This is a genomic window from Actinosynnema sp. (genome assembly GCF_052038725.1).
Map to the genome: position 1 here is coordinate 1 of NZ_JBQGCX010001043.1, position 1,834 is coordinate 1,834.

Sequence of the window (1,834 nt, forward strand, 5' to 3'; positions counted from 1 at the left end):
GTGCCCGAGGACGCCCGCCACCAGACCGCGCACCAGCTCCACGAGGTGGTCGCGCCGCCGGGCGGGCGGCAGCGCGGCGACCTGCTCGGCCACCGACGGCCCCGAGGTGGGCGCGCCGGTCCCGGCGACCCGCCTGACCGCCCCGCGCACCAGCGCCCGGAACACCGGGGGCACCGCGCCGGACGCCTGCCGCACGGCCGCCAGGTCCAGCCTGGCCGCCACGAGGTCGGCCCGGTCCGAGGCGACCGCCGCGTCGAGCAGCGCCAGCCCCTCGGCGGGCCGCAGGCCCAGCACCCCGGAGGACGCCATGCGCCGCAGGTCCCGCTCCCCCAGCTCCCCGGTCATCGCGCTGCCCACCCCGGTCCACAGGCCCCACGCCACCGAGGTGGCGGGCAGGCCCTGGGCGCGGCGGTGCGCGGCGAGCGCGTCGAGGAAGCCGTTGGCGGCGGCGTAGGCGGACTGGCCCGCTCCGCCGACCACCGAGACCAGCGAGGAGAACAGCACGAACGCGGTCAGGTCGTGGCCCCGCGTCAGCTCGTGCAGGTGCCAGGCGGCCTCGGCCTTGGGCCGCCAGACCGCCGCCACCTGCTCGGGGGTGAGCCCGGACAGCAGCGCGTCGTCGACGACGCCCGCCGAGTGCACGACCGCCGAGAGCTCCCGGCCCTCCAGCAGGGCGGCGACGGCGTCGCGGTCGGCGACGTCGCACGCGGCGACCTCGACCGAGGCGCCGAGACCGGTCAGCTCCGCGACCAGCTCGGCCGCGCCGGGCGCGTCCTGGCCGCGACGGCTGGTGAGCAGCAGGTCGGTGACGCCGCGCGCGGTGACCAGGTGCCGGGCGACGGGCGCGCCGACGCCGCTCAGGCCGCCGGTGACCAGGACCCGGCCGGCGCCGAAGTCGGGCGCCGCCGCGGGCAACCCGGCCCGGACCAGCCTGGGCGCGAACGCCCGGCCGCCGCGCACCGCGAGCTGCGGCTCCCCGGCGGTCAGGGCGGCGGGCAGGACCAGGTCGGAGGCGGGGTCGCCGTCCACGTCGACCAGGCCCACCAGGTCCGGGTGCTCGACCTGCGCCGAGCGCAGCAGCCCCCACAGGGCGGCGTGCGCCAGGCCGGGCGAGTCCTCGCCGTCCACCGACACCGCGCCGGTGGTGACGACCACGAGCCGCTTGCCCGCCAGCCGGTCGTCCTCGGCCCAGCGGCGCAGGACCGGCAGCAGCCCCTCGACCGCCGCCCGTCCGGCCGCGGCCGGGTCGTCGCCGGTGGTGGGCAGGGGCAGCAGGATCGAGTCCGGTCCCTGCGGGCCCGCCGCCGCCACCGCGTCCAGGTCCGGGTAGGCGACCTCGGCCGGGAAGCGGCCCGGCGCGCCGAGGACGGCGAGCGTGGCCGGGGTGTCGGCCGCGCCGAGCACCGGGGTCCAGTCGAGCCGGAACAGCGCGTCGCCGACCGAGGGGCCCTCGGCGGCGGGCAGCGGGCGCACCGCCAGCGAGCCCACCTCGGCGACCGGCGCGCCGTCCGGGTCGGCCAGGGCGACCGAGTAGGCGGTGGGGCCGGTGCGGGTCAGGCGGACCCGCAGCGCGGACGCCCCGGTGGCCCGCAGCACCACGTCCTTCCAGGCGAACGGGACGGTCAGCTCGCCGGGCCCGTCCTCCAGCAGCTCGGCGGTGTGCAGGGTGGCGTCGAGCAGCGCCGGGTGCAGGCCGTAGCCGGAGGCGTCGACCTCCTCGGGCAGGGCGACCTCGGCGAACACCTCGTCACCGCGCCGCCAGGCCGCGCGCAGGCCCTGGAACGCCGGGCCGTAGCCGTAGCCGCGGGCGGCCAGCTCCGCGTAGTGCCCGGTG

The 1,834-nt window shown here is 79.8% G+C and carries 1 protein-coding gene; it reads right to left on the bottom strand.

The features are described from left to right. Positions 1-1,834: SDR family oxidoreductase (locus ACTUAL_RS22025; protein ID WP_440901573.1), on the bottom strand; the 1,834-nt coding region annotated here is incomplete at both ends.